The 26882-nt window shown below is 72.1% G+C and carries 27 protein-coding genes; 7 read left to right on the plus strand and 20 right to left on the minus strand.

The features are described from left to right. Positions 1 to 45 precede the first annotated feature (45 nt). Together ABZT03_RS19460 and ABZT03_RS19465 are read left to right on the plus strand one after the other, a co-directional pair. Positions 46 to 1731, plus strand: a complete 1686-nt coding sequence (locus ABZT03_RS19460) for a fused response regulator/phosphatase (RefSeq protein ID WP_356040922.1) — start codon at positions 46 to 48, stop codon at positions 1729 to 1731. Positions 1732 to 1764: 33 nt separating this feature from the next. Beyond that, on the plus strand, positions 1765 to 2121 hold the full coding sequence (locus ABZT03_RS19465; RefSeq protein ID WP_356040924.1) for an isomerase: 357 nt from the start codon (positions 1765 to 1767) through the stop codon (positions 2119 to 2121). 9 nt (positions 2122 to 2130) lie between these two features. Here ABZT03_RS19465 and ABZT03_RS19470 read toward each other — a convergent pair whose 3' ends face one another. The 5 genes from ABZT03_RS19470 to ABZT03_RS19490 all read right to left on the minus strand — a co-directional run bounded on the left by ABZT03_RS19470 (position 2131) and on the right by ABZT03_RS19490 (position 7435). Then, positions 2131 to 2820, minus strand: coding sequence for a TetR/AcrR family transcriptional regulator (locus tag ABZT03_RS19470; RefSeq protein WP_356040925.1), 690 nt, complete (start codon positions 2818 to 2820; stop codon positions 2131 to 2133). Between the two features lie 56 nt (positions 2821 to 2876). Next, entirely contained in the window at positions 2877 to 3929 is a 1053-nt protein-coding gene (locus ABZT03_RS19475) for a PDR/VanB family oxidoreductase (RefSeq protein ID WP_356040927.1), read from the minus strand. Beyond that, positions 3926 to 4843 (minus strand): metal-dependent hydrolase, encoded by a 918-nt coding sequence (locus ABZT03_RS19480; RefSeq protein WP_356040929.1) that lies wholly within the window; start codon positions 4841 to 4843, stop codon positions 3926 to 3928. The genes ABZT03_RS19475 and ABZT03_RS19480 overlap by 4 nt, the downstream gene beginning before the upstream one ends. A gap of 87 nt (positions 4844 to 4930) precedes the next feature. Then, positions 4931 to 6859 carry a hypothetical protein gene (locus tag ABZT03_RS19485; RefSeq protein WP_356040982.1) on the minus strand — a complete coding sequence of 643 codons (1929 nt, stop codon included), beginning with the start codon at positions 6857 to 6859 and terminating at the stop codon, positions 4931 to 4933. A 48-nt stretch (positions 6860 to 6907) separates the two neighbouring features. Next, a complete protein-coding gene (locus ABZT03_RS19490) occupies positions 6908 to 7435 on the minus strand; it encodes a tetratricopeptide repeat protein (RefSeq protein ID WP_356040984.1) in 528 nt (175 codons plus the stop codon). 126 nt (positions 7436 to 7561) lie between these two features. Here ABZT03_RS19490 and ABZT03_RS19495 point away from each other — a divergent pair, with 126 nt between their 5' ends. Then, positions 7562 to 7981, plus strand: a complete 420-nt coding sequence (locus ABZT03_RS19495; protein WP_356040930.1) for a hypothetical protein — start codon at positions 7562 to 7564, stop codon at positions 7979 to 7981. Positions 7982 to 8095: 114 nt separating this feature from the next. Here the strand turns inward: ABZT03_RS19495 and ABZT03_RS19500 are convergent, their stop codons facing one another. The 6 genes from ABZT03_RS19500 to ABZT03_RS19525 form a co-directional block, all read right to left on the minus strand. Further along, positions 8096 to 9658 (minus strand): DUF1996 domain-containing protein, encoded by a 1563-nt coding sequence (locus ABZT03_RS19500; RefSeq protein ID WP_356040932.1) that lies wholly within the window; start codon positions 9656 to 9658, stop codon positions 8096 to 8098. Between the two features lie 171 nt (positions 9659 to 9829). Next, entirely contained in the window at positions 9830 to 10495 is a 666-nt protein-coding gene (locus ABZT03_RS19505) for a response regulator transcription factor (protein WP_356040933.1), read from the minus strand. Further along, positions 10480 to 11781, minus strand: a complete 1302-nt coding sequence (locus ABZT03_RS19510; protein WP_356040935.1) for a sensor domain-containing protein — start codon at positions 11779 to 11781, stop codon at positions 10480 to 10482. Before ABZT03_RS19510 ends, ABZT03_RS19505 begins: the two co-directional genes overlap by 16 nt. Before the next feature lie 202 nt (positions 11782 to 11983). Next, the gene (locus ABZT03_RS19515) at positions 11984 to 12577 is read right to left on the minus strand and encodes a winged helix-turn-helix domain-containing protein (RefSeq protein WP_356040936.1); all 594 of its coding nucleotides are present in this window, start codon (positions 12575 to 12577) and stop codon (positions 11984 to 11986) included. A gap of 383 nt (positions 12578 to 12960) precedes the next feature. Then, on the minus strand, positions 12961 to 13989 hold the full coding sequence (glnII, locus tag ABZT03_RS19520; RefSeq protein WP_356040938.1) for a glutamine synthetase: 1029 nt from the start codon (positions 13987 to 13989) through the stop codon (positions 12961 to 12963). Between the two features lie 472 nt (positions 13990 to 14461). Further along, positions 14462 to 15157, minus strand: coding sequence for a hypothetical protein (locus tag ABZT03_RS19525; RefSeq protein ID WP_356040939.1), 696 nt, complete (start codon positions 15155 to 15157; stop codon positions 14462 to 14464). A 293-nt stretch (positions 15158 to 15450) separates the two neighbouring features. Here ABZT03_RS19525 and ABZT03_RS19530 point away from each other — a divergent pair, with 293 nt between their 5' ends. Then, on the plus strand, positions 15451 to 15759 hold the full coding sequence (locus tag ABZT03_RS19530; RefSeq protein ID WP_356040941.1) for a hypothetical protein: 309 nt from the start codon (positions 15451 to 15453) through the stop codon (positions 15757 to 15759). Between the two features lie 192 nt (positions 15760 to 15951). On the opposite strand, the gene ABZT03_RS19535 is transcribed toward ABZT03_RS19530, so the two are convergent. After that, complete coding sequence (locus ABZT03_RS19535) at positions 15952 to 17145, minus strand: winged helix DNA-binding domain-containing protein (RefSeq protein WP_356040942.1); 1194 nt, start codon at positions 17143 to 17145, stop codon at positions 15952 to 15954. Positions 17146 to 17337: 192 nt separating this feature from the next. Here ABZT03_RS19535 and ABZT03_RS19540 point away from each other — a divergent pair, with 192 nt between their 5' ends. Together ABZT03_RS19540 and ABZT03_RS19545 are read left to right on the plus strand one after the other, a co-directional pair. After that, positions 17338 to 18687, plus strand: coding sequence for a DUF2252 domain-containing protein (locus tag ABZT03_RS19540; protein WP_356040944.1), 1350 nt, complete (start codon positions 17338 to 17340; stop codon positions 18685 to 18687). A 331-nt stretch (positions 18688 to 19018) separates the two neighbouring features. Further along, positions 19019 to 19303, plus strand: coding sequence for a hypothetical protein (locus ABZT03_RS19545; RefSeq protein WP_356040946.1), 285 nt, complete (start codon positions 19019 to 19021; stop codon positions 19301 to 19303). Positions 19304 to 19343: 40 nt separating this feature from the next. On the opposite strand, the gene ABZT03_RS19550 is transcribed toward ABZT03_RS19545, so the two are convergent. From ABZT03_RS19550 to glnA, 4 genes are all read right to left on the minus strand, one after another. After that, positions 19344 to 19928 carry a hypothetical protein gene (locus ABZT03_RS19550; protein WP_356040948.1) on the minus strand — a complete coding sequence of 195 codons (585 nt, stop codon included), beginning with the start codon at positions 19926 to 19928 and terminating at the stop codon, positions 19344 to 19346. A 2-nt stretch (positions 19929 to 19930) separates the two neighbouring features. Further along, complete coding sequence (gene htpX / locus ABZT03_RS19555; protein ID WP_356040950.1) at positions 19931 to 20851, minus strand: zinc metalloprotease HtpX; 921 nt, start codon at positions 20849 to 20851, stop codon at positions 19931 to 19933. A 144-nt stretch (positions 20852 to 20995) separates the two neighbouring features. Continuing rightward, positions 20996 to 21253 (minus strand): hypothetical protein, encoded by a 258-nt coding sequence (locus ABZT03_RS19560; RefSeq protein ID WP_356040951.1) that lies wholly within the window; start codon positions 21251 to 21253, stop codon positions 20996 to 20998. 138 nt (positions 21254 to 21391) lie between these two features. Continuing rightward, the gene (gene glnA, locus ABZT03_RS19565; RefSeq protein WP_356040953.1) at positions 21392 to 22801 is read right to left on the minus strand and encodes a type I glutamate--ammonia ligase; all 1410 of its coding nucleotides are present in this window, start codon (positions 22799 to 22801) and stop codon (positions 21392 to 21394) included. Positions 22802 to 23013: 212 nt separating this feature from the next. On the opposite strand from glnA, the gene ABZT03_RS19570 reads away from it, so the two are divergent. Beyond that, positions 23014 to 23481 (plus strand): RDD family protein, encoded by a 468-nt coding sequence (locus tag ABZT03_RS19570; protein WP_356040955.1) that lies wholly within the window; start codon positions 23014 to 23016, stop codon positions 23479 to 23481. A 102-nt stretch (positions 23482 to 23583) separates the two neighbouring features. Here the strand turns inward: ABZT03_RS19570 and ABZT03_RS19575 are convergent, their stop codons facing one another. From ABZT03_RS19575 to lipB, 4 genes are all read right to left on the minus strand, one after another. After that, the gene (locus tag ABZT03_RS19575; RefSeq protein ID WP_356040957.1) at positions 23584 to 24285 is read right to left on the minus strand and encodes a DUF4191 domain-containing protein; all 702 of its coding nucleotides are present in this window, start codon (positions 24283 to 24285) and stop codon (positions 23584 to 23586) included. A gap of 69 nt (positions 24286 to 24354) precedes the next feature. After that, positions 24355 to 24555 (minus strand): hypothetical protein, encoded by a 201-nt coding sequence (locus ABZT03_RS19580; RefSeq protein ID WP_356040959.1) that lies wholly within the window; start codon positions 24553 to 24555, stop codon positions 24355 to 24357. Between the two features lie 326 nt (positions 24556 to 24881). Further along, positions 24882 to 25847 carry a lipoyl synthase gene (lipA, locus tag ABZT03_RS19585; RefSeq protein WP_356040961.1) on the minus strand — a complete coding sequence of 322 codons (966 nt, stop codon included), beginning with the start codon at positions 25845 to 25847 and terminating at the stop codon, positions 24882 to 24884. Positions 25848 to 26024: 177 nt separating this feature from the next. Next, positions 26025 to 26867, minus strand: coding sequence for a lipoyl(octanoyl) transferase LipB (lipB, locus tag ABZT03_RS19590; protein ID WP_356040963.1), 843 nt, complete (start codon positions 26865 to 26867; stop codon positions 26025 to 26027). Between the last annotated feature and the right edge of the window lie 15 nt (positions 26868 to 26882).

Consider the following 26882-nt stretch of genomic DNA (forward strand, 5'->3'; position numbering starts at 1 on the left):
GAACCTCGGCCTGTCCCACCGCTGTTGTCCGAGGGCTGAAGAAGAGTGGACGTCGACGGCAAGCTGACAGGCGCGATCGTGCTGGTCGTGGACGACGTCGAGGCCAGCCGGTTCGCCATCAGCACCGTGCTGCGACGCGCCGGCCACCGGGTCGTCCCGGTCGCCAGCGGCGGCGAGGCACTCGCCGAACTCGAGGTACGGCTGCGCAAGGGCACCCTGCCCGACGTGGCCCTCGTCGACGTGCACCTGCCGGACATGAGCGGCTTCGAACTGTGCGGACTGCTCAGGCGCCGGCCCCGCATGTCCGACCTGCCCGTCGTGCACTTCTCGGCCATGGCCGCCGCCCCCGTCGACCGCTGCCAGGCCCTCGACGAGGGCGCCGAGGCGTACCTCACGGTGCCCGCAGAGCCCGAGGAGATCGAGGCGGCCGTCCGGGCCGCGGTGCGCGCCGCCCGGGTACGGGCCGACGACCAGGCGCTGGTACGGCGGCTGACGCTGCTCTCGGAGACCATCGTCACCATCCAGGCGGCGCGCTCCCTGCCGGAACTCGTCGACGCCGCCGCCGACGGCACCGCGCGGATCACCGGCACACCCGCCGCCGTCTTCGTCCTCGACCAGGACGACGAGCTGTACCGCGGCCTCTCCCGGGACCGCGGCTTCGTCGCGCTGCCCGACGAGGGCGCCCACCGGACGGTGGCCGGGCTCCTGCGGCGCCTCAGCCGCGGCCACTCCGGGGTGCGGATCACCACGGTGCCCGCGCCGCTGTGGCCCACCGGGTTCTTCCGGCCCGGCGTGCAGCACGACGCCCGGCTGGCCCTGGCCCTCACCCAGGACGGTCAGGCCCCGGTGTGCCTGACCGCGCCCACCCGCGGGCTGCGCCGGGCGGGCCCCGAGGCCGAGGCCGTGCTGGCCCAGCTCGCCCAGGCCACCGCGTTCGCCGCCGAGCCCCTGCTGATGTACCAGGTCGAGCGGCACGTCGCCCTCACCCTCCAGCACAGCTTCCTGCCCCAGCCGCACCGGCTGCCCGAACTGCCGGGCGTGGACGTCGCGGTGCGCTACGTCCCGGCCTCCCGGCAGACCGAGATCGGCGGCGACTTCTACGCGGCCCTGCGCACCGACGAGGGCGTGCTCACCGCCGTCGGTGACGTCGTCGGGCACTCGCTGGAGGCGGCGACCGTCATGGTCGAGATGCGGCATGCGCTGCGCGCCCACTGCGTCGAGGAGAGCGACCCGGCGGTGCTCGCCGAGCGCCTCGACCGGATGCTCCAGCGCTACCACCCGAACGTCACGGCCACCGTCTGCCTGGTCCTGGTCGACCCGGCCACCGGACGCACCCGCGTCGGCAACGCGGGCCACATCCCGCCGCTCATCGTCCGGGAGACCGGCGGCGCCGACTACGTCAAGGCGGCCGGACCCCTGCTCGGCGTGGGCCTGCCCCACCCCGCCCCGACCGAGCTGTTCCTCGAACCCACCGACCGGCTCCTCATGGTCACCGACGGCCTGATCGAGACCCGGGGCACCGACCTCGCGGCCTCCATGGAGCAGCTCCGCGCGGCCGCCTCCGGCGCGCTGACCGGCCTGGACGCCCTGTGCGACACGCTCCTCGCCTCCTTCGGCCACGACCGCGAGGACGACATCGCCATGCTCGCGCTACGGCTGACGGACCAGGACCCTTCGTCCGGGTCGGGCCGGCCCCCGCGAGCCCGGACCGGCCCGGACGAGAGGCTCTAGGCTGGGACTCCCGCCGACTGACCAGGAGCACCCATGCCGCAGATCACCGTCGACTACTCCGAGCAGCTCGCCGAGGGCTTCGACCGGCGCGGGTTCGCGCGTGGACTGCACGAGGCCGTGGTGGAGATCGCGGCCGCGAAGTACGAGGCGTGCAAGACGCAGTTCCGGGCCACCCAGGACACGACCGTGGGCCTCGACGAGGACGGGCACGCGGTCGTCCACGTCACCCTCGGTCTGCTGGCGGGCCGGAGCGACGAGACGAAGCTGCGACTCACCGAGACCGTCCTGGAGTTGCTGCGCCAGTACGTCAAGCCGGCCGAGGGGATCGCGCTGCACGCCTCCGCCGAGGTCCGCGACCTCGATCCGTCGTACCGCAAGTTCGAGAGCTGAGCGGACCGCTCAGGACGCCAGGGCGATCAGCCGGACGGCCAGGTCGCCGAACGGCCCCTCCGAGGGCTCGTCCTTGAGGATCCGGCGCAGCAGCGCGGTCATCTCCTCGTCGTACGCGGCGCTCACCGCGGCGAGCGCCGCGAAGTCGTGCACGAGCTGCACCTCCAGCTCACCGCGCGGGATGCGGCGGCCGTCCAGCCAGAGCAGCGCCGTCGACTCGGCGAGCGAGATCCAGGAGCGGACGACCAGTTCCAGCCGTGCGGGCGGATCGTCCACCCCCAGGTGCGAAAGGATCTGGACATACGCGGCCTGCCGCACCGAGTCGATGAGCGCGTTCGTCGTCGAGGAGCCGACGGCCGGTCCGCCGCGCATCAGCGCCGAGAAACCGGGCCCGTGGTCGTCGACGAAGTCGAAGTAGCGGCGCATCACCCGCAGCAGCCTGCCCCCCAGCGGGCCCTGGTGCGGCTCCGTGAACCGGCCGGCCAGATCCTCCGAGGCACGCTTCAACGCGGCTTCGTACAGGCTGAGTTTGCCGGGGAAGTAGTGGTAGACCAGTGGGCGCGAGATCCCGGCCGCCGACGCTATCTCGTCGATGGAGACCTCGTCGGGCGAGCGGCGGCTGAACAGTTCGAGGGCGACCCCGATCAACTGCTGCCGCCGTTCTTCGACGCCCATTCTGCGGCGCACCCCGGTAGTCATACGAACACCTTACCGATCGGATCCGGCCTTCCACGGACCGGACCGGTCAGGGGTGTTCACAGGTCCAGCACCAGACGACCGCCCCGGGCCCGCGACACACAGATGAGCATCGAATCGGCGCGTTCCGCGTCGGTCAGCCACTCGTCCCGGTGCTCCACGTCTCCCGCCAGCACCCGCTGCCGGCACGTCCCGCAGAAACCCTGCTCGCACGAGTAGACGGTGTCCGGCAGTTCCGCGCGGACGGCGGCCAGCACCGTGGACCCGGCGGGGACCGTCAACGTCCGCCCGCTGCGCCGCAGTTCGACCTCGAAGGCGCCGTCGTCCGAGGACGCCCCGGGCGGCGCGAACCGCTCCAGGTGCAGGGTCGCCCCGGCCGGCAGCCGCTCCTCGACGGCGGTCATGAGCCCCTGCGGCCCGCAGCAGTAGACGGCGGTGTCGGCGGGCAGGTCCCCGACCAGGGCATCGAGGTCGGGGAGCCCGGCCTCGTCCTCGGCGACGACGGTGACCCGGTCCCCGCCGAGCTCGCCGAGTTCCGCAAGGAAGGGCATCGAGCCGCGCGTCCGCCCGCCGTACAGCAGCCGCCATTCCGCTCCGTCCGGCAGGGCCCGCAGCATCGGCAGGACCGGGGTGATGCCGATGCCCCCGACGACGAACAGGAAGGAGCCGGCCGGCACCAGCGGGAACCGGTTCCGCGGCCCCCGCACCTCCAGTTCCGTGCCCTCCCGCACCCCCTCGTGCACCTCGCGCGAGCCGCCCCGCCCGTCCCCGGCCAGCCGGACGGCGACGGTGTACGACGTGGTGTCCCGCGGGTCGCCGCACAGCGAGTACTGCCGTACCAGCCCCGACGGCAGCACCAGGTCGAGATGCGCCCCCGGCTCCCAGCGCGGCAGGTCGCGGCCCTCCAGCCGCAGCCGGACGACCCCGTCGGCGACCACCTCGCGTGAGGTGACCCGCGCCTTCACCGTCCGCGACCGGGGCCGCCCGGAGACCGGCGTGGGCAGGGCGGGCAGCGGCCACAGCGGCGAGGTCCGGATCCGGCGCCGCACCGCGCGCCGGGCCAGCAGGCCGGCACCCGCGAGGGCCGTGACGGTCCACACCCGCGCCGTCACGCGCTCTCCCGGTCCGCGCCGGCGGCGGCCGCGTCGGCGGCGCGGGCCGCGGGGGAGGAGGCCAGGTAGGCGACGGCCTGCGTGGTGGACCCCTGCTGCGAGGGGTGGTAGGCGCGGCCCAGATAGCGCGGGACGGACCGCAGCAGGGCCCCGGTCGCCGGCAGCGTGCCGCGCCTGCCGCGCACGTAGAAGTCCCTGAAGGAGGCCTGCCCGCCGGTGAGCGTCGGGTCGTTCGCCATGAAGAAGCGGGCCCCGCGCTGCCAGAGGAACAGCAGTGCCGCGAACGCGATCGCCCAGGTCCGTGCGCGCCGCCGGTAGCCCCCGTCGACGTGCAGGAACAACTCGAAGGCGACGGAGCGGTGTTCGACCTCCTCCGCGCCGTGCCAGCGCAGCAGGTCCAGCATCGTCGGGTCGGCACCGCGCCGGTCCAGCTCCCCGGCGTTCAGTATCCAGTCACCGAGGAAGGCGGTGTAGTGCTCGATCGCGGCGATGATCGCCACCCGTTCCATCAGCCACCATCTGCGGACCCGGCCCGGGGGCAGCCGCCGGTCACCGAGCAGCTTCTCGAAGAGCCAGTCGACCTGCGCCGTGTACGGCGTCGGGTCCAGCCCGAGCTTCCTCAGGTGCGGCAGGACCTCGTCGTGGGCCTGGGAGTGGATCGCCTCCTGCCCGATGAACCCGATGACGTCGGCGCGCAGCCGCTCGTCCCGGACCAGGGGCAGCACCTGCCGGTAGACGTGCACGAACCACCGCTCCCCGGCCGGCAGCAGCAGGTGCAGCACGTTGATGGTGTGCCCGGCGAAAGGATCCCCCGGCACCCAGTGCAGGGGGGTGTCCTCCCAGGAGAAGGACACCTTCCGGGCTTTCAGCGGGACGCGCTCGGACTCGACCGGCCGGGGCAGGTTGTTAGACATGGCGTCAATGTACTGACGGGTAAGTCCGGGGGAAAGCCTCCTGCCGCAACTGGTGCCCGAGCGTCGGCCTGGACCCCGGACGCGTCCTCAGCCCAGCCCGCTGATCGACCGCCCGTCCTCCAGGGTCCCCTTCAGCCCCGCCTGCGTGCCCTGTTCGGCCTTCACGGCCAGCAGGCCGCCCCGCGCGGTGCCCCTGACCCCGCCCGTCGCACTGACCGACGCGGTGTCCCGGCTGCCCGCCGCGAGCAGGTACCAGGAGCCCTGCTGCGACTTCCACAGCACCCCGGCCAGCACATGCGGGTCGCGCGGACCGCAGGACGGCACGTTCTCCGCCTTCGCCACCACCGCCCCGTACACCCCGCCCGGCGTGTGGAACTGGGCCAGCACGCGCGTCCCGCCGCCCCGCCAGGTCTCCGCCCGCGTGCACACCCAGTCCGCCGATCCGCTCGCGTCCGGCAGCGGCTGCGCGGCGTACGCCCACGCGTTGACGCTCCGCACGCCCGCCGAACGCATCGACGCCAGCGAGCAGGCGAACGGTGACCAGGTGCGCAGGGCGCGGGCGCCGGAGGCCTCACCGGTGTACCCCGGCCGGCCGGCCGTGAGATGGGCGGGTACCAGCTCCCCGAGGTCGCTGAGCAGCAGCCGCGTGCCGGAGTCGTCCGTCACCTGGAGGACGTTCCAGGACGTGCAGGAACCGGTTTGCGGAGCGGAGGCCACCGGCGAGGTGACGCCCTTGGCGAGGGTGAGGGCCATCTCGCCGGCCCCCGGCTTCAGCAGGTCCCGCTCGGCCGCCTTCCTGACCCAGGGGGCCGTCAGATAGCGGACGTTGCCGTCCGACCGGCCCAGCACCACCGCCTCCGCGCCGGCCCCGGTCGCGCCGTCGACCCGCGCGAAGTCGAGGGCCGCGCCCTGCGTGCCGTCCTTCGGCTCGGCGTAGCGGGCGATGCGCAGACCGTCGTAGAGGATCACCACGCGGGCGTTGTCCACGACCCCCGCGTAGAGCAGCTGGGGCGGGCCGGCCGGGCCGCCCGACGGGGTGCCGGGGGTCGCCGAGACCCGGACGTTCTCCCCGGGGCGGGCCCAGACCGCGAGCGCCCGGCGCAGCAGCGCGGTGTCGCCGGTCAGGTCGCCGCGGGCGGGCCAGACGGAGAAGTCGGTGCGCGCGGAGGACTCCCACGCGGTGGCCGCGACCCTGGTCAGCAGGCCCGGGTCGAGGGCGGCACGGGCCGCCGGGTTCTGCGCGGAGGCGGGGGCGGCGGCACCGTCGGGGCCCCAGCCGCCGCCCGGCAGGGCGAGCAGCGCCCCGCACACCACGACGGCCGCCACGGCGGCGAGCGCCGCCTTCGTGTGCTGGCGGCGCCGCATCAGGTCGGTGGGCCGGGCCTGGAGCGAGCAGGGGTCGAACTCGGGGGACTCCAGCAAGGGGTACCGGTCGGCGTCGCCGTCCGCCTCCCGCAGCGCGGCCTCCGCGTCCTCCACCCCCGCGGCCTTCAAGACCTTGCGCAGGACGCCCTCGGGGAGCCTCTCCAGACCGCGCAGCACGTACGCGGCGCGGGCCGGTCCGGACAGGGCGGACAGCCTTTTCTCCAGGGCGAGTTCGTCGGCGCCGCCCGAGCGCGGGAACAGCCGCAGGCCCCACACCTGGGGCAGCAGCGGCGGCAGCTGGGACCGCTTGGGCCAGGCCCCGAACCGGAGCGGCCGGCCGGCCTCCAGCGCCGCGCGGACGACCTGGAGGCGGAGGTAGGCGTAGCCCGGGTCGCCGTCCCGGCCGGTCGGCTGCGCCGGGATCACGGAGGCCGAGGCCCGGCCGCGGGGCAGAGCGCGCTGGGTCAGGGCGTGCGCGGTCAGCACCCGCCGCTTGCGGCCCAGGCCCGGCGGCAGCACCAGATAGGCGAGCCGGACCAGCCGCGGGTAGTGCTCGACGAGCGCTGCCTCGGCCTGCTCGACGCCGACGACGGGGTCGGCGGAGGAGGAGACGGCGGGTCCGGGGCGCGGGGCGACATCCTGTGGCTGCACGTTCAGCAGAACGAGCGAATCCACGGATGGTCACCTGGCTGCGGAGAGTTACGCCTCGTCTTCCACGAGCAGACGGGCGTAGTTCGCCATCGAGCGCTGATAGCGCGGCAGGTGGGGAGCCAGCGCGCCGAGCGCCAGGGACAGGCCCTCGCGGTCCCGGCCGGCACTGGACAGGCACAGCGCGAGACAGGCCCGTACGGCGTCGTCCAACTCGTCGGACGCAGCCACCAGTTCGGGCGACAGCAGCGCGACGCCCTCCTCCGCCCGGCCCATGTTCCGCAGCGAACTCGACAGCTGGATCTTCGCCCGCCGGCCCTTGTACCCGCTGATGTCACCGAGTCCGCGCGCCAGCGCCTCCTGGTACAACGGCACCGCGCGGTCGGAGTGCCCCGTCGAGTCCCACGCGCAGGCCCGCTCGAAGGGGCCGAGCGGGCTGTCCGGGGGCAGCTCGGCGACCAGCGCGTCGATCACCGCCCGGAAGTCGGCGGCGTCCTGTTCGGCGTAGTCGTCGAAGGTCGCCCAGGCGGCGGTCACACGATCTTCCCAGTCAGCGTTCACCGGGTCACCTTCGCACAGGTGTGCAGGGGGTGGGGGGGTATTTTGAGTGCTCCGCGCGCAGGAGCCGTATCGATGACAGAGCCCTCGCCCGGGCTCCGTGCGGCATGCGTCCGGACCGTGCCGCCGAAGGGACCGGAGGAACACATGAGGCTGACCCGACCGATGCTCGCGCTGACCGGCGCGGTGGCGGTGCTGGCGCTGGCGGGCTGCGGATCCGGCGCGAAGAGCGAGGCGACCGTGCCCGAGACGGCCACCGGCAGCCTGGAGCACCTGGCCGCCGAGGTGAAGTGCACGCCGGACATGCAGACGGACGCCGACGAGATCCGGCAGGCCATCTGCAAGAACCCCGACGGCAAGTTCATCCTGGCGACCTTCGCCACCGACCGCGGCCAGCGCGAGTGGATCAACGAGGCGAAGGACTACGGCGGCCACTACCTGGTGGGCCGCAAGTGGGTCGCCGTGGGCGAGAACACCACGGTGTCGGCGTTGCGCGGCACGCTCGGCGGTGACATCGAGCAGGGCACCGACCACGGCGCCTCGCACTCCGCCGGCCACAGCGGCTGACCGCGCCGGTCGCATCCACCGGCACACGAGAGGGGCCGGTGGCGGGAACTCCCGCCACCGGCCCCTCTCGTATCAGGACGTATCAGGTCCTGTCAGGATGTCACCGGCAGGACATCACTGGCAGCGCTGGCCGTTGTTGACGCAGCTGGCGACCTTGTTGTTCAGGTTGGCGTTCATCACGTTGATGAAGTCGTCGTGGTCGGTGGACGGCTTGTGCAGCTGCTCCGGGAAACCGTCGACCGCGTAGGGGTTCTTGATCTGACCGTTGGCCAGGACCGGGGTGGGAACGTCGTACACCAGGCGCATCGTCAGCTGGGGAATCGCCTTGAAGCCATTGGCGCAGTTGCCGTTGGCGTCGGCGAAGGCGACGTGCGTGCGGTGGTTGGCGCTGTCGATGTTCTGGCCGTCCCAGCAGGACTGGAAGGCGAACGTCCGGACCACGCTGCTGCCCTTCGGGCAGATCGGGTACTGCTCGGTGAGCTGCACCTTGTTCTCGAAGCCCGTGCAGCTCCAGTGCGCGTTGGCGTTGGCCAGACCGTTGGTCGTGGTCTTGGCGTCACCGGTGATGATGCGCAGGAACTGCGGCATCGCGACGACCTTGCTGGTGGGGCTGCCGACGAACTTGATCTGAGCCTGCTTGGCGAGCAGGATCTTGCCGACGTTGCCCTCCTTGCCGCCACCGTCGTTGTTCTGGTCGAAGTCCTGCGTGCCGTTCTGCACACGCAGCACCGGCCAGTAGTACAGCGACTTGTCCTGCTGGTTCTGGCAGGTGGTCTCGCCGGCCGCGAACGTGTTGTTGTTCGCGAAGGCGTCGTTGGTCTGGTTGCCGACGTAGTCGTGCAGGTGGTGCGCGCCGTTCTTCACGCCGGGCGCCACGATCACGTTGTCGGTGTTGTGGCTGCCGTTGGCGTTGACACCGCACCGGGTGGTGAAGGTACCGGTGGAGGCGTTGCCGGTCTTGCCCGGCTTGGCCTTCACGTTCGCCTGCACCTTCGTGATGTCCACGAAGTCGGCCGCCACCGGGCCGTTGCCGGCCTGGCCGCCGTTGCCGGCCTGCTGACCGCCGTTGTTCTGGCCGCCGTTGTTCTGGCCGGCGCCGGCGCTCTGGCTGGGAGCGGCGGTGGCGGTGTTGCCGTTGCCCTGCTGCTGACCGCCGTTGTTGTTCTGCTGGCCGCCGTTGTTCTGACCGCCGGCCGTGGTGTTGTTCGCGTTCTGCGTGGTGCACGCGGCGAGCTGGCTCACCGAGTTGTCGAACCGGCCACCGACCCGCGTGATGTTGATGCGGATGCGGTCGATGGTCGCGTTCCGCTTCTCCTTGAGCGGGCCGACGATCGCGTTCTGCACGAAGCTCGCGTCGTTCGTCTGTGCCTGGCGCGTGGAGGCGAGGCGGGCGTAGGCCTCGGTGATCTGCTTGTCGAGGTTCGCCAACTCCCTGTCGACGCCGGCGCGTGCCGCGTTCGGCACACTCGTGAGTTTCTGGCCCACGTCCGGGCAGGAGATCGTCGCGACCTGTGCGGCGGCGGCCTTCGTCCAGTTCTGGCCCGAGCTGTTGGACTCGTGCGCAGAAGCGTAGAAGTTTGCCCAGATCAGCCCGCCCCCACCGAGCGCTAGGGCCGCCGATGCGGCTATGGCCTTGGTGGCCAGCGGCGTGCGGCGTTTGCGTGTGTTGCGTCCCATGGAACTCCTCTGACGTCCTTGCGGGGCAGCATCGAGGCGCCCGACAGGAGTGAAGCGGCTCCCATTCATACGAGGGTGGTCCCACAGGTGTTCAGCCGACTCAGAAATTGATGAGAGATTCGCGAGACAATTCGGCCCCAACTCCCGCACACGTCACGGAATTCGAGGCGGTCAGGGGGTTTGGGCCGGGCCGTGGTCCAGATACGCCAGCACCGCCAGTACGCGCCGATTGTCATCGTCCGACACCTCGAGTCCCAGTTTGGCGAAGATGTTGGAGGTGTGTTTGGCGACGGCCCGTTCGGTCACCACCAGCTGCGCGGCGATCGCCGCGTTGGAGCGGCCCTGCGCCACCAGCTCCAGCACCTCCGTCTCGCGGGGGGTGAGCCGTCCCGGCATCCGGTCGCCGGCCGCCCGGCGCGACAGCAGCTGCTGGATCACCTGCGGGTCCATGGCGGTGCCGCCCGCCGCCACCCGCCGTACGGCGTCCACGAACTGCTCGGCGTCGAAGACCCGGTCCTTGAGCAGGTAGCCCACCCCGCCGTCGCCGTCGGCGAGCAGCTCACGCGCGTACAGCTGCTCCACGTGCTGCGACAGGACGAGCACCGGGAGGCCGGGTCTGGCCCGCCGCGCGTCGAGCGCGCAGCGCAGTCCCTCGTCGGTGTACGTGGGCGGCAGGCGTACGTCGACCACGGCGACGTCCGGGGCCGACTCGGCCAGCGCGCGGGCGAGTTCGGGCCCGCTCTCGACGGCCGCGGCGATCTCGAAGCCGTGGGCCTCCAGGAGCCGGACGAGCCCGTCGCGCAACAGGAACAGGTCTTCGGCTAGGACAACGCGCAAGGGATCTCCAGGGTGACCACGGTGGGGCCGCCCAGGGGACTGCTGACGGCCAGGACGCCGTCGAATGTACCCAGCCGCCGGGCCACCCCGGTCAGACCCGAACCGGCCCCGACGGCCGCGCCGCCGCCGCCGTCGTCGCGCACCGTGACGCGCAGCACGCCCCGCGCGTGCCTCAGGTCGACCCGGACGAGACCGGCGCCCGCGTGCTTGACGGCGTTGGTGAGCAGCTCGCTGACGGCGAAGTACGCCGCCGACTCCACCGGGGCGTCCGCGCGGCCGGGCAGCTCCACACTCACCTCCGTGGCCACCGGCGTCCGCAGCGCCAGGGCCCGCACGGCGTCGCCGAGGCCGCGTTCTGCCAGGACCGGCGGATGGATGCCGCGGACCAGGTCGCGCAGTTCGTCCAGGGCGTCGGCGGCCGACCGGCGGGCCCGCACGAGCAGTTCCCTGGCGCGGGCCGGGTCCTTGTCGACCAGGGCCTCGATCGTGCTCAGGTCCATGCCCATCGCGATCAGCCGGGCCTGCGCCCCGTCGTGCAGATCGCGTTCGATCCGGCGCAGTTCGGCGGCGGAGGCGTCCGCGGCCTCGCGCCGGGTCTCGGTCAGCACCTCTACGCGCTCGGCGAGTTGACGCCTGCCCGGGGTCAACAGGGCCCGGGTCAGCAGGAAGTGGACGCGCAGCAGCGCCGGGGCGTGGAAGAGGCCGACGGTGAGCAGGAACGCGCCGAGCAGTCCCGCGAGCAGGGCGCTGCCCTGACCGCTGATCGGCACGAAGGCGTACCACCAGCCGACCCGCGTGCCGTCGGTGAAGACCCGCCACAGCCCCAGGGCCAGCGCGAAACCCTCCAGTGGGAACACGAGCAGGGCGGCGGGCAGCAGGGCGGTGACGAACCCGGCGGTCGCGTCCGCCGCGAGCCAGCGCAGGTCACGCCAGGTGGCCGGGTCGCCGAGCAGCCGGGGCGTGCGCCGCCACGCCGGGGTCCCGGGCGGGAGCGGCCGGTACGCCGAGGGGACACGCACCCCGCACCACCGGGCGGCCAGCAGCCGCCGCCGGTCCGCGCCGGCCCGCACGGCCGCGGTCACCCGGGGTGTGGTGACCAGCCCGACGCCCACCGGGACGAGCGCGATCGACACGGTGGACAGCACGAGGAGCGTGAGGGATCCGGCGAGCGAGACGACGGCGAGGACGAAGCCGCGCGCCCCGGCGCGTACGGCCGCCCGTACCCGGTTCCCGGCGCGGCGCCGTCGTTCCCCGCCCGGCCGGCTGTCCCCGCTCAGCTTGTCCATGGCCCCAGTCTCACCGAGCGGAGCCGCCGGGACACGGGGTCCGGCACCCCGGCGGGGGTGGTGCCGGCCGGTGTGCGCGGTGGTGGTGCGGGCCCCCCCGGCGGGCGACCGGGCGAGGACCCCGCACCTCCACCGCGGGGGTGCGGGACCGTCGCTGTGCGGGACCGTCGCTTGCGGGACCGGGCGGGGTCGCCCGGAGGGCTCAACGACCGGTCGGCGGGGTGTACTTGTAGCCGACCCGGCGCACGGTCTGGATCGCGGAGCGGTGCTCGGCCCCCAGCTTGCGCCGCAGCCGGGCGATGTGGACGTCGACGGTACGGCCGTCACCCACGTGCCCGTAGCCCCACACCGTGGTGACCAACTGGTCGCGGGTGTGCACCCGGTTCGGGTGCGCGACGAGGTGGGAGAGCAGCTCGAACTCCAGGTAGGTGAGGTCGAGCGGGCGGCCGTCCACCTCGGCGGTGCGCCGCGCGGTGTCGACCCGGACGAGCAGGTCGCCCGCCCCGCCGGCCGGCTCGGCGGCCTCGGGCCGGTCGGGCACCGCGACCGGCAGGAACGGCGGCTGCTGGTCGGCGGGGACCAGCACCAGGTAGCCGACCATGGGCGGCCGGCCCGGCAGGGTGGGCAGGGTGTGCGGGGGCGCGGGCAGCCAGGTGGCGCCCGGGGGCAGGAAGTCCGCGACGTCGATCACCTCGTCCCGGTCGACGGCGCGCAGCCGGTGCCGGGGCGTCCCGGCCGGTGCGGTGGCCGAGGGGGCGGGAAGCGTGGCGGTGGGGAAGGAACGAGTGGTCGCCATGAGAGGTCAGCTCTTTCGCGCGAGGAGTTCGTCAGGGAGGCCGACGACCCGATTCGTGGTCGGGCCCGTCGAGGACGTACGTCGTTCGCGCTGGCCGAAGGCCGGGGGTGTACGGCTTTAGAGGGCCCGCGCGTTCGTCGCGCGGCAACACACCCGGTCGTAGTCGTGGTGCTGACGGGAGGGCCAGAAGGGCTCGAGGTCATCGCGACCCGTCGCGGTGTGCTTCTGGAAGGTGGCCATGAGCCCATTGAAGCAGAAGGACTGGGCCGGTAGGACCCTCCTCTCACTGCTTGGACGCATCGGTGCCGCGGGCCCGTCGGCCCCCGCGCGACAGGGGGCGCCCGCCGTGTCGGCGGACGCCCCCTGCCGGGAAGCGGAGCGGATCAGACCTGGCCGGCCTTGTCGAGCGCCGTGCAGCAGGTGTCGACGATCAGTCGGGTCACCAGGTACGGGTCGACGTTGGCGTTCGGACGGCGGTCCTCGATGTAGCCCTTGCCGTCCTTCTCGACCTGCCAGGGGATGCGGACCGAGGCACCGCGGTCGGAGACGCCGTAGCTGTACTCGTTCCAGGGGGCGGTCTCGTGCAGGCCCGTCAGACGGTCGTCGATGCCGGCGCCGTAGTGCTTGACGTGGTCCAGCGGCTTGGAGCCCTCGCCGAGCGACTCGCAGGCGGTGATGATCGCGTCGTAGCCCTCGCGCATCGCCTTGGTGGAGAAGTTGGTGTGCGCGCCTGCGCCGTTCCAGTCGCCCTTGACCGGCTTCGGGTCGAGGGTGGCGGAGATGCCGAAGTCCTCGGCGGTGCGGTAGAGCAGCCAGCGGGCCACCCACAGCTGGTCGGAGACCTCCAGCGGCGCCAGCGGGCCGACCTGGAACTCCCACTGGCCGGGCATGACCTCGGCGTTGATGCCGGAGATGCCGAGGCCCGCCTTCAGGCAGTTGTCGAGGTGCGCCTCGACGATCTCGCGGCCGAAGATCTCGTCGGCGCCGACACCGCAGTAGTAGCCGCCCTGCGGGGCGGGGAAGCCGCCCTCGGGGAAGCCGAGCGGACGGGAGCCGTCGAAGAAGGTGTACTCCTGCTCGATGCCGAAGATCGGCTCCTGGGAGGCGAACCTCTCGGCGACCTCGCTGAGCGCGGCACGCGTGTTGGACTCGTGCGGCGTCATGTCGATGTTGAGGACCTCGCACATGACGAGGACGTCGTCACCGCCGCGGATCGGGTCAGGGAACGTGGCGACCGGCTTGAGTACGCGGTCCGAGGCGTGGCCCTCGGCCTGGTTCGTGGACGACCCGTCGAAGCCCCAGATCGGCAGCTCGGCGCCCTTGGCGTCGTCGGCCAGGATCTTGGTCTTGGAGCGCAGCTTGGCCGTCGGCTCGGTGCCGTCGATCCAGATGTACTCAGCCTTGAAGGTCACGGGCCACTTCCTTCGGGGGTGGGTCTGGGCTCACTTGCGGGTGCAGCGGCGCTACGGCACCGGGGCGCCGCCTTCGATGCCCGGCAGCCTGTCAACAGGCGATTTCCCGGTCATTGCTCGAACGTGAACCCCGTGTTACCGGGTCGTGGTGTGGCGCGGTTCACGGCGTGAGGGGCGGCGCCCCGTCCGGATGCCGGCCGGGGCAGGCGGAAGGACCTCCTCCGCGTGAGCGCGCGGGCGGCGGACGGGCCGGGCACCGGCGACTCGTATGCGATGGGATTGAGCGTCGTAGGACGGGGCCGGTCACTGCCGGGCCCGGGTACTCCACGGCCCGTGCCGCCCGGACGGGGTCGGTGCGGCGGGCCCGGACATGCCGGAACCGGCTGCTCCTGGCCGGGAGCAACCGGTTCCGTGACAGGTGGGCGCGAGGCAGCGGCCCGGACCGCGCCTCAGCGGCCGGAGGGGCCGTGCCTCACCCCACCTTCTCGATCAGCGCCCGGCGGATCAGGAACTTGCCGGGCTCACGGACCTGTTCGAAGGCCGCGTTGTTCAGCAGTGCGCAGCTGCCGGAGACAGAGGTGACCTGCACCGTCGTGGACTTGTTGTTGTCCAGGTTGGTGACCTTCAGCTTCGTCCCCGCCGGGAACTGGTTGCTGGAGGCGGCAGGCGCCCCACCCTCGCCGGAGAGGGTGACGGTGGAGCCGTTGCACACCTGTCGGCCGGAGGCCGCAGCGCCACCGCCGGCGTTTCCCGCCGCGGCGGTCTGCCCGGGCTGCGCGCTCTGCTGGGCACCGCCCGCCTGCTGGCCGGCCTGCTGCTGGCCGTTCTGCGCCGGCTGCGTCGCCTGGGAGCCCTGAGCCGACTCCCCAACAGCGCATCCGGACGCCTTCTGCTGCACCTTGATCTGTGCGATGACCGCCTCACGGTTGGCGATCCGCGCCGTGGACTGCGCGTCCGGGTTGGCGCGCTGGGCGTCGATGAACGCCTGGTTGTTGCCGAGCGCGGTGGTGAGCCCCTGGCAGACGGTCGACTCCGCGGACAGCGTCCGGGGTGTCTGCGCGGCGTTCGAGGTGTTCGCCATGGCGAAGGCTCCACCTCCCGCCACCGCCGCCGCGCTCACGAGCAGCGCGAGCTTCTTCTTCGTACTGACAGTTCTCCTGCGGGACATGCGCGCCTCCTGAAGAGGTCGGGGAGCGTACGCGGAGATGTACGAGATACCGAACGAAGTTACTCAGTGGTTACAGGAGTCACCGAAGTAACCTGCGTCACACGGCAGTTCGGAGCGGCGTCGGAGCGAGCTTCGGGAACTCGTCTCCCACCCCTGTCACGGCAGCCCCGAAAGCCCTTGTGGCCAGGGGCTTTTGTCAGTGGCGAGCGGTAGAATAGAAGCAGTGTTCGAGGGTGTCGCCGGGGTGTCCGAACTCCGGAAGGGGGCGCCCTCACCGCGACAGGAGGATGCCTGTGCCCGCTGCCGCACTGAAGCCGAAGCCCACCCGGTCCACCGCGAAGCACCCCGTGCCGCTCGACCTGCCGTACGCGCCCGTGGAGAAGCGCGCGCTGCCGCCCGGCCGGCCGCGCGAGTGGTACGTCACGCACAACCGCCGCCTCAAGGCTCTGCGTCTGGCGATCGCCCTGCTCGACTCCGGCGTCTACGTACCCAACCAGGCCCGCAACGAGACGATCCGGAGCACGGCGGAGCTGATCGGAGTCCACCCGCCGTCGGAGACCACGTGCCACATGGTGCGAGCGCTGATCCGCTACTCGCGCTGAACCAGTGCCGCGACAGGCGAGGTTCGCCCCGTCGCGCAAACGTCGCCTGCCACGGCACGGGGCCCGGGCGCGCCGCCGTCGCGAAGGCCGCGCCCGGAGCCCGCACCACGCCGGAGCCGACCGCCGGGCACACGGGCGGACTTGCCCCCGGCGGCGCCGAGGAGTTCGGTGGCGCGTCTCGAACGGCGGGTCTCACGCCGACAGTTCCTTCTCCAGTGGTGTCCGGAAGCGCGGTGTCACCCGGGTCGTGCCCACCCAGCCGTGCAGCCGGCCCACCTCCGCCTCGATCGCCGCCCGCGCCTCCCGCCCCATGCCCCCGGTCTCCAGGAGCCGCCACACGATCTCCCCGTCAGGCCGCTGGGCCCAGCCGCCCACCACCCGTCCGTCCCACCACACCGTCGGCCCCACGTTGCCGCTGCGGTCGACCAGCAGCGACCGCAGCCCGGGCGCGAGGTACCAGTCGCGCTCGCGGCGGCTCATCACCGCCGGATCGAGCGACGGCAGCAGCGCGGCCCACGGCTCGGCGGGACCGGCCACCGGTTCGTCGTCACCGTCGGCGACGTACGCCGGTCCCTCGTCCACCGACACCCGCCGGGCCCCGATCGCCGCCAGCGCCCGGCGGACCTCCGTCACCCGCCACCCCGTCCACCAGGTCAGGTCGGCCTCCGTGGCCGGGCCGCACACGGCGAGCCACCGCCCCAGCAGCGACGCCTGCGCCCCGGCCGGGTCCAGTTCGGGATGCGCGGGCGCCACCGCCCAGCGGAACTGGCTCGACGTCCAGGAGCCCAGCGGCCGCCCCCGGACGACCTTGCCCTCCACGCCCAGCACCCTCAGCAGTCGCGCCGAGACGGTGTGCACGCCCTCGTGGCCCTTCCCCGCCGCGTACACGAACTGCTCGCGCAGCCGGGGTTCGTCCACCGCGAGCTCGGCCGCCGTGGCCTGCCCGCGCCGGGTCAGCGCCGCCAGCGCCGCGTCCTCGACCTCCTTCAGCCAGGCCGCGTCCGGCGCCCCGGCCTTCGCCATGTCCCTGAGCAGCGCGGCCCGTTCGCGGGTGGCGACCGTACGGCCCGTCGAGGCGTGCACGACGGCCGTCAGCTCGGTGGGGAACACGAACACGGTGTGCCGCATGCCGTGCATCCGCACCAGCGTGCCGTCGGAGTACAGCGCCCGGCCCGTCTCCTCCACCGTCCGCGCCGGGTCTGCCAGGCGGGCGCCCACCGCCAGGTACACCGTCGCCGGGTCCGTGCCGTGCAGGGCGACGAGCGAACGGGCGACCTCCTCCGGGCTCGCCGCCCGGGCCGCTGCCGCCACCCGCTGCCGCAGCGCGAGTCTCGCCCGGCGCTCCGGCACCCCGATGTGCCGCTCCCCGGCCGCCCTGTCCGTCATACCGACCTCCACCCGTGTCGCCGTGCACCGATCCTCCCCGACGCCACTGACATCCGGGCTTCGTCACCCGAACGCCGTACCCCGCGTGCGGGCGTCCCCCCGCCCGGCCTTCACTGCCTTCAGGAGGTGGCGCGAACCGCAGGGAACAGGGGGCCGGGAAACGGGAGGCGTGATGCACAGGCAGCAGGGCATATGACCGCCCCCGCCGGCCCCGCACAGCGCGTGCAGCGGGGCAGGGCCGCCCGCAAACGCGTCCCGCGCTCCGCGCACGCCCTGTGGATCCCCTCCGTGGAGCGGCCCGACCCCGTCGCCGTACTGGAACGCCAGGGCCGTGACCGGTTGCCCGAGCTGCTGCCGGTCCGTTACGGGCGCATGGCCGCCTCCCCCCTCGCCTTCCTGTGCGGGGCGGCCGCCGTGATGGCCGCCGACCTCGCCGCGCAGCCGCACTCCGGCCTGACCGTGCAGTTGTGCGGCGACGCCCACCTGCTCAACTTCGGCCTGTACGCGTGCCCGGAACGGTCCCTGGTGTTCGACCTCGACGACTGCGACGAGACGTTCCCCGGCCCCTTCGAGTGGGACGTCAAACGGCTCGCCGCCAGCGTCGCCGTCGCCGCCCGCGAGAACGGCCACGGCGAGGCCAAGGTGCGCCGGGCGGCACAGGAGGCGGTGGCCGCGTACCGCACGACCATGCGGCGGCTGGCCCCGCGCGGCGAACTCGACGTCTGGTACGAGCGGATCGACGCCGGCAGCCTGCTGCCCCTGGTCCGCTCCACCCGCTCGCGCCGGCACGTCGGCTCCAGCCTCACCCGGGCCCGCCGCCGCACCAGGCTCCAGGCCCTCGGCAAGCTGACCGAGGTCGTCGACGGCCGCCGGCGCATCATCACCGACCCGCCGCTCCTGGAACCCGCCGGCGCCTCCGACACCGCCGCCCTGCGCAAGATCTTCTGCGACTACCGCTCCACGCTCTCCGAGGAACGCCGCCTCCTGCTGGACCGCTACCGCTTCGTTGACGCGGCCCGCAAGGCCGTCGGCGTCGGCAGCGTCGGCACCCGCTGCTTCCTGGTGCTGCTCGCCGGCCGCGACCACGGCGAACCGCTGTTCCTCCAGATCAAGGAGGCCGGCAGGTCCGTCCTGGAGGAACACCTGCCGGGCGGCCCGTACGTCCATCCCGGGCACCGCGTGGTCGCGGGGCAGCGCCTGCTCCAGACCACCGGTGACATCTTCCTCGGGTGGATGACCGGTCCGCAGGGCCGCGCCTACTACTGGCGCCGGCTGCGCGACCCGAAGGGCTCCGCCGACGTGGCGGGCATGGCCCCGGCCGACCTGGTGGCGTACGCAAGACTGTGCGGCACCGCGCTGGCCCGCGCACACGCCCGCTCCGGCGACCGCGTCGCGATCGCCGGATACCTGGGGGACACGGACACCTTCGAACGGGCCGTCGCCGAGTTCGCCCTGAGCTACGCCGACCAGACGGCCGCCGACCATGCGGAGCTCTGCGCGGCTGTCGCGGCGGGCGTCCTGCGGGCGGCCCCGGGCATCTGACCGGCGTACGGCGCAGCGGCCCCGGTCACGTGCCGCGGGAAAAGGAGATGCACGCGGCGTGACCGCCTCCCTACCCTGGATACACGTGACGGAGGCGCCCGCCACCGCTTCCGGCACAAGAGGCCCCACCCCGGCGGACACGGCACTAGTGTCGCGGCAGGGCAACGTCTGCCCGCCAAGGAGCGGCGTCCGGTGCGTGCCGGGCGTCGCGACGGGGCGGCCTCGCCTGTTGCGGCACTAGTCTCTACGCACCCACGGCCGGACGCCCTCCCCACGTCCCGCCGGACACAACGATCACCGCTAAGACCAACCACGCACACGGAGGCCCGTGATGGGCACCATCGTCATGACCGCGACCGTCGTCCTGGTCGTCCTGGGATTCGGAAACCACGTCTGGTGGCTCGCCGCCGTCGCCGTCCTCTTCCTCTACACGCACTACGGCCGCGGCCGCGGCTCCTCCTCGGCGCCCACCTCGCAGGGCTCCGCTCCGGGAGCCGCGCCCGGGAGCTACCGCGCCTACCGGGACCGCCGAGACCAGCAGGCCCGCTGGGAGCGCCGCTACCGCCGCGAGCACCCGCTCCAGACCCGCCGTCAGGAGCGCGAGAAGAGCGGGTGAGACCACCGGTGGGGCCGGTGCCGCCGCCGGGCGCCACCGGTCACAGGCCCGGCGCGCCCCACACCGGGAACCAGCGGTTCAGGTCCTGCTCGATCCGCAGGTCGTCGGCGAGCGCCGCCCTGATCCGCAGCTCCAGCGCGTTGTCGCGCCGCTGCTCCGCACCGGGCAGCGGCGCGAACGGGTAGAAGGTGCCGCGCTTGTAGAGGTAGACGAGACCGAGCCGGTGCCCCTGCGGATCATGGAAGCCGGCCAGCGAGCACAGCAGTTGCGGGCCGAAGCCGTTGACCTCCATCGAACTGTTCACCGCGTGCAGGTCGTTGACGAGAAGCGGCAGCTGCCCGGGGGAGCGGTGCGAGACGAGCCACGAGTAGCCGTAGTCGTCGCGCCGCAGCTCCACCGGGGACCCGTCCCGGTCGGCGTCCGCGTCGAGCAGGGCCCGCACCTCCCGGTGCGTCTGCTCGAAGGCGGCGCCCTCGACCGTGGCGAAGCACACCGCGCCGTCCCCGGTCGGGGTGAACCCGGCCGCCGCCTCCAGCGTGACCGCGGCCGACGGTAGTGCGAAGAGCCGGTCGAGGTCGGGCGTGACCGGCTTGGTCCGGCCGAGCAGGATGTCCAGCAGCCCCATCCTCAGCCCGCCTTCCCCGGCTTCGCCGCCTCGCCCAACTCGGTCGAGATGCGGCCCAGTTGCTCGAGCCGTTCCTCCAGGCTGGGGTGGGTGGAGAAGAGCCGTGCCACGTCCGGGCCCGAGCCCAGTGCCGGGGTGAAGTAGAAGGCGTTGAAGGCCTGCGCGGTCCGCAGGTCCTTGACCGGGATCCGCGCGATGTCCCCGGAGACCTTCGTCAGCGCGGACGCGAGCGCCGAGGGACGGCCCGTGAGCTGGGCCGCCGCACGGTCGGCCGCCAGCTCCCGGTAGCGGGACAGGGCCCGGATGAGCAGGAAACTGAGCGCGTAGACGGCCGCCGACACCGCCATCACGGCGGCGAAGATCACGGCGGTGTTCTGGTCCCGCCGACCCCCGCCGAACAGCTGCGAGTAGAAGGCGAACCGCACGATCAGCCCCGCGATCACCCCGAGGAAGGACGCGATGGTGATCACGGCGACGTCCTTGTGCGCCACATGGGACAGCTCGTGCGCGAGCACGCCCTCCAGCTCCGCCGGCTCCAGCCGCCGCAGCAGCCCGGTGGTCACACAGACCACGGCGTTGTCGGGGTTGCGGCCGGTGGCGAAGGCGTTCGGCATGTCCAGCTGCGACACGGCGACCACCGGTTTCGGCATGTCCGCGATCGCGCACAGCCGGTCGATCACCGCGTGCAGCTCGGGATACTCCTCCCGTTCCACGATCCGCCCGCGCATCGCCCACAGCGCGATCCGGTCGGAGAACCAGTACTGGGCGCCGAGCATCGCCGCCGCGACGACCGCGACCAGCACCCAGGACCTCAGCAGCACGATCAGCGCGGCGACGAACGCCACGTACAACAGTCCGAGCATAAAGAGCGTGACCGTCATCCGCACGGTCAGCCGCCGGTCGCTCCGGAATCGGCTCTGCATCTGCACCACCCCGCAGTCAGGCACTCGTCCCACTGCCAGTGTGCACCTGCCCCCTCCATAGGGAGCTCCCGATCCGCCCTAGGACCAGCAAAGCCCGCCCGCGCTCCGGCGCGGGCGGGCCTGGCCTGACCCGAACGAGGGGCCCTAGTAGGGGGCGCGGAAGTTCGCCCAGCCCAGCAGCACGATGATCACGACCACGGTGCCCAGCACGACGGTGGTCGAGACCCAGGACGACCGGCGGGGCGCCGACCGGCCGGCGTCGGCCCGGAAGGGCTGCGGCGCGGGCGGGTTCTCCTTCCAGCGCGCGGCGAGCATCCGGGCCCGGGCGGAGGGTTCCTTGTGCTCGGCGGTCTCCGCCCAGCGCAGGTCGAACTCGCGCTCTTCGTCTTCCTGTTGCGCCATCCCCGTTACCTTCCTCGAACAACTGTGTCGGTAGGGATGATCTCCCGACTGTGCCCGGTCTGTGAAGCGGGTCCGGCGAAACACGACGGCGCCCCGCCTCCGGGAGGGAGACGGGGCGCCGGTGACGCGTCGGTCCGGTCACACGTCGAAGTACAGCTCGAACTCGTGCGGGTGCGGACGCAGCTGGAGCGGCGCGATCTCGTTGGTGCGCTTGAAGTCGATCCACGTCTCGATCAGGTCGGACGTGAAGACGTCGCCCGCGAGCAGGAACTCGTGGTCGGCCTCCAGGCGGTCGAGGACGGCCGGGAGCGAGGTCGGGACCTGCGCGACGCCCGCGTGCTCCTCGGGCGCCAGCTCGTAGAGGTCCTTGTCGATCGGCTCGGCCGGCTCGATCTTGTTCTTGATGCCGTCCAGGCCCGCGAGCAGCAGCGCGGAGAAGGCCAGGTACGGGTTGCCGGAAGAGTCGGGCGCGCGGAACTCGACGCGCTTGGCCTTCGGGTTGGAGCCGGTGATCGGGATACGCATGGCCGCGGAGCGGTTGCGCTGCGAGTACACCAGGTTGACCGGCGCCTCGAAGCCCGGCACCAGACGGTGGTAGGAGTTCACCGTGGGGTTGGTGAAGGCGAGCAGCGAGGGGGCGTGCTTGAGGATGCCGCCGATGTAGTAGCGGGCCATGTCCGACAGACCCGCGTAGCCGGCCTCGTCGTAGAACAGCGGGGAGCCGCCGCTCCACAGCGACTGGTGGACGTGCATGCCCGAGCCGTTGTCACCGAAGATCGGCTTCGGCATGAAGGTCGCGGTCTTGCCGTTGCGCCAGGCCACGTTCTTCACGATGTACTTGAAGAGCTGGAGGTCGTCGGCCGCGGCGAGCAGCGTGTTGAACTTGTAGTTGATCTCGGCCTGGCCGGCCGTGCCCACCTCGTGGTGCTGGCGCTCGACCTGGAGGCCGGACGCGGCCAGCTCCAGGGAGATCTCCGCACGCAGGTCGGCGAAGTGGTCGACCGGCGGGGTCGGGAAGTAACCGCCCTTGTAGCGGACCTTGTAGCCGCGGTTGTCCTCCAGCGCACCGGTGTTCCAGGCGCCCGCCTCGGAGTCGATGTGGTAGAAGGACTCGTTCGCGGTGGTCTGGAAGCGCACGCTGTCGAAGACGTAGAACTCGGCCTCGGGACCGAAGTACGCGGTGTCCGCGATCCCGGTCGACGCGAGGTAGGCCTCGGCCTTCTTCGCCACGTTGCGCGGGTCACGGGAGTACTGCTCGCCCGTGATCGGGTCGTGGATGAAGAAGTTGATGTTGACCGTCTTGTCGCGGCGGAAGGGGTCGACGCGCGCGGTGGACAGGTCGGCGCGCAGCGCCATGTCCGACTCGTGGATGGCCTGGAAGCCGCGGATGGAGGAGCCGTCGAAGGCCAGTTCCTCGTCCGGGTCGAAGGCCTCCACCGGCAGCGTGAAGTGCTGCATGACTCCCGGCAGGTCGCAGAAACGGACGTCGATGAACTTGACGTCCTCGTCCGCGATGAACTTCTTGGCCTCGTCGGCGTTCTGGAACATCCAGCTCCTCCTACTCCCGGCCGTTCCCGTGCCGGGGTGGTAGTTCGTTCGTGCGGCCAGTGCGGTGGCACACGCTGACCTCGACCCTAGGGACGGGTGGTTTCTCGGGCGTGACTCATTTGTTTCGCAGAAGTTAACCGGCTCGGGTTCGAGCCTAGCCGGTCGACACCCCGCCGTCCCGGGCGCATATGGGGGCGCAGTACCGTGGACGGGTGGACAACAGGCAAGCAATCGGATCGTGGCTGTCCGGACCCCGCTCGGCCATGGAGGAAGCCGGTGCCGACTTCGGATACCGGGGCGAGCAGCTGGGTCTGCCGCAGGAGGGGCCGGGTTCGATCGCCCGCCCGGGCCGCCGGCTCGGCGCCCTCGCCGTCGACTGGGGCCTGTGTCTCTTGATCGCATACGGCCTGATCACGGACAGCTATAACCGGGCGGCCCAGGTCTGGGCCCCGCTCGTCCTGTTCGTGCTGATCGTCCTCACGGTCGGCACGCTCGGCTTCACCCCCGGCAAGCGGCTCCTCGGCCTGCGGGTGATCGCCCTGGACACCGGTCGCGTCAACCCGCTGCGCGCCCTGCTGCGCACGGTCCTGCTGTTCCTCGCCGTCCCGGCCCTGATCTGGGACCGCGACGGCCGTGGCCTGCACGACCGGCTGGCCGGCACGGTCGAGGTGCGGATCTGAGCCTCCCCCGCGGCGGCGAGGCGCAACGACATGACGAACATGACGAAGGGGCCGTCCGGAGTGATCCGGGCGGCCCCTTTCCACGGGTGAGGCGGGAGCGGGTCAGCGGGCCTTCGGGCCGCCCTTCGGCAGCTTCATGCCCTTGGGCATCGGACCCTTGGGCAGCGGCATGTTGTTCATCAGGTCGCCCATGGCCCGCAGCCGGTCGTTGGTCGTGGTGACCTGCGGACCGGTCAGGACGCGCGGGAACTTCAGCAGCGTCGTGCGGACCTTCTTGAGCGGGACCTGGCCCTCGCCGGTGCCCACGATCACGTCGTGCACCGGCACGTCCGCGACGATGCGGTTCATCTTGCGCTTCTCGGCGGCCAGGAGGGTCTTCACCCGGTTCGGGTTGCCCTCGGCGACCAGGACGATGCCGGCCTTGCCGACGGCCCGGTGCACCACGTCCTGGCTGCGGTTCATCGCCACCGCGGGCGTCGTCGTCCAGCCCCGGCCGACGTTGTCCAGGACGGCCGCGGCCGCGCCCGGCTGGCCTTCCATCTGCCCGAAGGCCGCCCGCTCGGCCCGGCGCCCGAACACGATCGCCGTCGCGAGGAAGGCGAGCAGCAGGCCCAGGATGCCGAGATAGATGGGGTGACCGATCAGGAAACCGATCGCGAGGAAGACACCGAAGGTGATGATGCCGACACCCGCGAGTACAAGACCGATCTTCTTGTCGGCCTTGCGGGTCATCTTGTAGGTCTGGGCAATCTGCTTGAGTCGCCCGGGGTTCGCAGCGTCCGCTGCCGTGTCCTTCCTCGCCATGCCGTGAAGTCTACGTGGCCCCGGAAGCGCCGACGACGGCAGTGCCCGCGGGAAAGGGGGAGGGCCGGCTCAGGAGTGCGCGGTGAAGGTCTGCTCGAGCACGAGCTGCGCCTCGACGCGGTCCTTGGCGCGGCGGCGGTCCTCCAGCACGGAGGTCCACGCGTTGCGGCGGGCGGTGCGCTGGCCGCTGCTGAGGAGCAGCGACTCGACGGCGCGCAGCGCGTCGGTGAAGGACGGGATGGGTGTTGCGCGAACGGGTGCGGCCTGCATGAAGGAGGTCCCCCCTCGGTATCGCTGCGGATGCGGGTTTACGTGCTGTGAGTCCAGGGTCACTGTTTGGTGTTACCAGGGCATGACCGACCGGTCAAACGCCAATGAAACCTTGATGCGGCACCCCCGAACGGGGACGCGGCCCCGACGGGTGCCCTCAACTGCGAGGACGGTCGGGACCGCGTCATATCGGCCGCTACTGGCGAGTAGTCGCTTGTGCGTGAGTTCACACGCTTGCCGCACTCCTTGCGGGGTACGGTGGGTGACGGTGGGTCAGGTGAACGGGCCGGCTCGGACGGTCCGAGCGGCCCGGTCCGGGAGCCCGGTCAGACGGCCTGCGAGGCGACATACTCCCCGCGCTTCTCGACCGCCATCCGGTACAGCCGCCCCGCGCGGTACGAGGAACGCACCAGCGGGCCGGACATGACCCCCGAGAAGCCGATCTGCTCGGCCTCCTCCTTCAGCTCCACGAACTCGTCCGGCTTGACCCAGCGCTCCACGGGGTGGTGGCGCACCGAGGGACGCAGGTACTGCGTGATGGTGACCAGCTCGCAGCCGGCGTCGTGCAGCTGGCGGAGCGCCTCGCCGACCTCCTCGCGGGTCTCGCCCATGCCGAGGATCAGGTTCGACTTGGTGACCAGGCCGTAGTCGCGGGCCTCGGTGATGACCTTCAGCGAACGCTCGTAACGGAAGCCGGGGCGGATGCGCTTGAAGATGCGCGGCACCGTCTCGACGTTGTGCGCGAAGACCTCGGGGCGAGCGGAGAAGACCTCCGCGAGCTGCTCGGGGACCGCGTTGAAGTCGGGGGCGAGGAGCTCGACCTTGGTGCGGCCCTCGGCGCGCTCCGCGGTCTGCCGGTGGATCTGGCGGACCGTCTCCGCGTACAGCCAGGCGCCGCCGTCGTCGAGGTCGTCGCGTGCGACGCCGGTGATGGTGGCGTAGTTCAGGTCCATGGTGACCACGGACTCGCCCACGCGGCGCGGCTCGTCGCGGTCCAGCGCCTCGGGCTTGCCGGTGTCGATCTGGCAGAAGTCGCAGCGCCGGGTGCACTGGTCGCCGCCGATGAGGAAGGTGGCCTCGCGGTCCTCCCAGCACTCGTAGATGTTGGGGCAGCCGGCTTCCTGGCAGACCGTGTGCAGGCCCTCGCTCTTCACGAGGTTCTGCATCTTCGTGTACTCAGGACCCATTTTCGCCCGGGTCTTGATCCACTCGGGCTTGCGCTCGATGGGGGTCTGGCTGTTGCGGACCTCCAGACGCAGCATCTTGCGTCCGTCGGGTGCGACTGCGGACACGACCGGCTCCCTAGCGTTTGATTCTTCGGCGTCCACCAGGGTACGCCCGTGCATTTGATGGTTCTCCGGCGTCGGCGCGGGCCATGTCGAGGGCTGTCACCCTCCGGGCCCGCGCTCCGGGCCGAAGGCGCGAGCGCCCCTGCGGGGAACGCCGGGCGGGCCGGATTTATGCCGGGCTCAGACCGGGGTCTTCTCGATCTCGCGCGGCTTCAGCTCCGCGTGTTCGAGGACCTCGCGCAGATGGCGTTCGGCGACCGGCAGCACGTCCTCGATCGTCACGTCGCGGCCCACTTCGCCTGCCAGCGAGGTGACGCCCGCGTCCCGGATGCCGCACGGGATGATCCGGTCGAACCACGCGTTGTCGGGGTTCACGTTGAGCGAGAAGCCGTGCATGGTGACGCCCTTGGCGACCCGGATGCCGATCGCCGCGATCTTGCGGTCCTCGCGGCGCTGGCCGGCGTTGGAGGGGGCGTACTCGGGGCCGTTGAGCCGCGGGTCGAACTCGTCGTCGTGCAGCCGCGGGTCGAGGTCGAGGGAGAGTCCGCCGAGCGCCGGGCGCTGCGCCACGGGGTCGCCGAGGACCCACACCCCGCTGCGGCCCTCGACCCGGGTGGTCTCCAGGCCGAACTCCGCGCAGGTGCGGATCAGGGCCTCCTCCAGGCGCCGTACGTGCGCCACCACGTCGACCGGGCGCGGCAGCTTCTGGATGGGGTAGCCCACCAGCTGGCCCGGACCGTGCCAGGTGATCTTGCCGCCGCGGTCCACGTCGATCACCGGGGTGCCGTCGAGCGGGCGCTCGTTGTCCGCCGTACGCCGGCCGGCCGTGTAGACCGGGGGGTGTTCGAGCAGGAGCACGGTGTCGGGGACCTCGTCCCCGAAGCGCGCCGCGTGCACCCGGCGCTGCTCGTCCCACGCCTCCTGGTACTCGACGGCGTCGGCACCGAATCCCATGCGGACGAACCGCAGCCCACTCACGGCAAGCGCCTCCTCGGAAGCTCGTAAGGCACGAAGCGTGCCCACGCCACTGTACGTCCG

It is taken from the genome of Streptomyces sp. NPDC005574 (genome assembly GCF_040605435.1).
GTDB lineage: Bacteria > Actinomycetota > Actinomycetes > Streptomycetales > Streptomycetaceae > Streptomyces.

What these genes read in the sequence shown, in the direction of transcription:
- ABZT03_RS19465 (WP_356040924.1), top strand. Translation starts at nt 1,765, where the DNA reads ATGCCGCAGATCACCGTCGACTACTCCGAGCAGCTCGCCGAGGGCTTC.
- ABZT03_RS19470 (WP_356040925.1), bottom strand. Translation starts at nt 2,820, where the DNA reads ATGACTACCGGGGTGCGCCGCAGAATGGGCGTCGAAGAACGGCGGCAG.
- ABZT03_RS19480 (WP_356040929.1), bottom strand. Translation starts at nt 4,843, where the DNA reads ATGTCTAACAACCTGCCCCGGCCGGTCGAGTCCGAGCGCGTCCCGCTG.
- ABZT03_RS19495 (WP_356040930.1), top strand. Translation starts at nt 7,562, where the DNA reads ATGAGGCTGACCCGACCGATGCTCGCGCTGACCGGCGCGGTGGCGGTG.
- ABZT03_RS19500 (WP_356040932.1), bottom strand. Translation starts at nt 9,658, where the DNA reads ATGGGACGCAACACACGCAAACGCCGCACGCCGCTGGCCACCAAGGCC.
- ABZT03_RS19510 (WP_356040935.1), bottom strand. Translation starts at nt 11,781, where the DNA reads ATGGACAAGCTGAGCGGGGACAGCCGGCCGGGCGGGGAACGACGGCGC.
- ABZT03_RS19515 (WP_356040936.1), bottom strand. Translation starts at nt 12,577, where the DNA reads ATGGCGACCACTCGTTCCTTCCCCACCGCCACGCTTCCCGCCCCCTCG.
- ABZT03_RS19525 (WP_356040939.1), bottom strand. Translation starts at nt 15,157, where the DNA reads ATGTCCCGCAGGAGAACTGTCAGTACGAAGAAGAAGCTCGCGCTGCTC.
- ABZT03_RS19535 (WP_356040942.1), bottom strand. Translation starts at nt 17,145, where the DNA reads ATGACGGACAGGGCGGCCGGGGAGCGGCACATCGGGGTGCCGGAGCGC.
- ABZT03_RS19540 (WP_356040944.1), top strand. Translation starts at nt 17,338, where the DNA reads ATGACCGCCCCCGCCGGCCCCGCACAGCGCGTGCAGCGGGGCAGGGCC.
- ABZT03_RS19545 (WP_356040946.1), top strand. Translation starts at nt 19,019, where the DNA reads ATGGGCACCATCGTCATGACCGCGACCGTCGTCCTGGTCGTCCTGGGA.
- ABZT03_RS19550 (WP_356040948.1), bottom strand. Translation starts at nt 19,928, where the DNA reads ATGGGGCTGCTGGACATCCTGCTCGGCCGGACCAAGCCGGTCACGCCC.
- htpX (WP_356040950.1), bottom strand. Translation starts at nt 20,851, where the DNA reads ATGCAGAGCCGATTCCGGAGCGACCGGCGGCTGACCGTGCGGATGACG.
- ABZT03_RS19560 (WP_356040951.1), bottom strand. Translation starts at nt 21,253, where the DNA reads ATGGCGCAACAGGAAGACGAAGAGCGCGAGTTCGACCTGCGCTGGGCG.
- glnA (WP_356040953.1), bottom strand. Translation starts at nt 22,801, where the DNA reads ATGTTCCAGAACGCCGACGAGGCCAAGAAGTTCATCGCGGACGAGGAC.
- ABZT03_RS19575 (WP_356040957.1), bottom strand. Translation starts at nt 24,285, where the DNA reads ATGGCGAGGAAGGACACGGCAGCGGACGCTGCGAACCCCGGGCGACTC.
- ABZT03_RS19580 (WP_356040959.1), bottom strand. Translation starts at nt 24,555, where the DNA reads ATGCAGGCCGCACCCGTTCGCGCAACACCCATCCCGTCCTTCACCGAC.